Below are 1,307 nucleotides of genomic sequence, written 5' to 3'. Positions count from 1 at the left end.
CACTACTGTCCAAAGAAATTTTCTTGGACGTATTTTAAATTATTAAATATCAATGTTTTACGCGACTATATTTTTTCGAGATTTGATTTTATACTTTTGCAAATTGTATTGCAAGAGATAGAAATCATGAATCAGGGAAAGACTGTATTCGCTCAGATAATGTCGCTCATACCGAGATATGAGTTCGACAAGTGCGTAAAGAGATACAATGGCAATCGACATGCCATCGAGTTCAAATGCAGAGACCAGTTTATGGTGATGAGTTTTGCTCAGTTCACCGATCAAGATAGTCTCCGCAGCATTGATGCAACGCTGGTTGCTCTGTCCTCCAAGTTGTACTCGTCTGGAATCAAATATATCCAGCGGTCGACTTTGACACATATCAACGAAACCAAGGACTGGCGCATATATCGTGACTTCGGTCAAATATTGATTGCTTGGGCGAGAGAGCTGCTTCAAAATGAGCCCTCCAGACTTGACGTAGATGGCATCGTCTATGCCTTCGACAGCAGCACGATTAAACTTTGCTTGCAACTCTGTCCATGGGCGAGACTTCATCATGATAAAGGAGGTGTAAAGATGCACACCTTGCTGGATTTGCGAGGAGCTATTCCCACATTTATTTATCTGACAGAAGCTGCGGTACATGACTCTAAAGTTATGAGCCTAATACCCGTAGAACCAGGTAATTACTACCTTATGGATAAGGGCTATGTAGATTTTAAGCAGTTGTTCTGCCACTTTCATCGCCAGCAAGCTTTTTTCGTTACCAGGGCCAAGGATAACATGAAGTATGAGGTGGTAGAAGAGCATCTGGTTGATAAAAGTACTGGAGTCATTAGCGATTCCACTATCAGACTGACGGGACTGAAATCCTCCCAATGGTATCCGGATACACTCCGCATGGTTGTGTATGAGGACTACGCCACAGGAAACGTCTATAGGTTCTTGACCAACGACTTCGTACATTCTTACCTGACCATTGCTGAACTTTACAGGGAACGTTGGCAAGTAGAATGTTTCTTCAAATGGATCAAACAACATCTGCACATTAAGTCGTTCTACGGCACAAGCCAGAATGCAGTCTACTCGCAGATATGGATTGCCATCTGCGATTACCTGCTGCTTGCTATTGCCAAGAAAATGTTTCATGTTGATCAAGAACTTTATATTTTATCGTCCGCCATCGGGAAAGTACTCTTTGAGAGGAAGCCTTTAGGCGAACTGTTTGTTAAACCAAAACGTCTAATGAATGATGCCGATTCAGATCAACTGAACCTATGGGAAAATTTCTTTGGACAGTAGTG

At 42.2% G+C, this 1,307-nt stretch carries 1 protein-coding gene; it reads left to right on the top strand.

Annotated elements, in window-relative coordinates; translation table 11 throughout:
- Window positions 1-126 precede the first annotated feature (126 nt).
- Window positions 127-1,305: an IS4 family transposase gene (locus tag DWY55_RS21795; protein WP_243633694.1), complete on the top strand. Its 1,179-nt coding sequence runs from the start codon at window positions 127-129 to the stop codon at window positions 1,303-1,305.
- Window positions 1,306-1,307: the final 2 nt, after the last annotated feature.

It is taken from the genome of Bacteroides sp. AF25-38AC, from assembly GCF_003602995.1.
GTDB lineage: Bacteria > Bacteroidota > Bacteroidia > Bacteroidales > Bacteroidaceae > Bacteroides > Bacteroides uniformis.
Note: the sequence above shows the minus strand (reverse complement) of the source record. Positions and strands in the feature narration are given on the sequence as shown.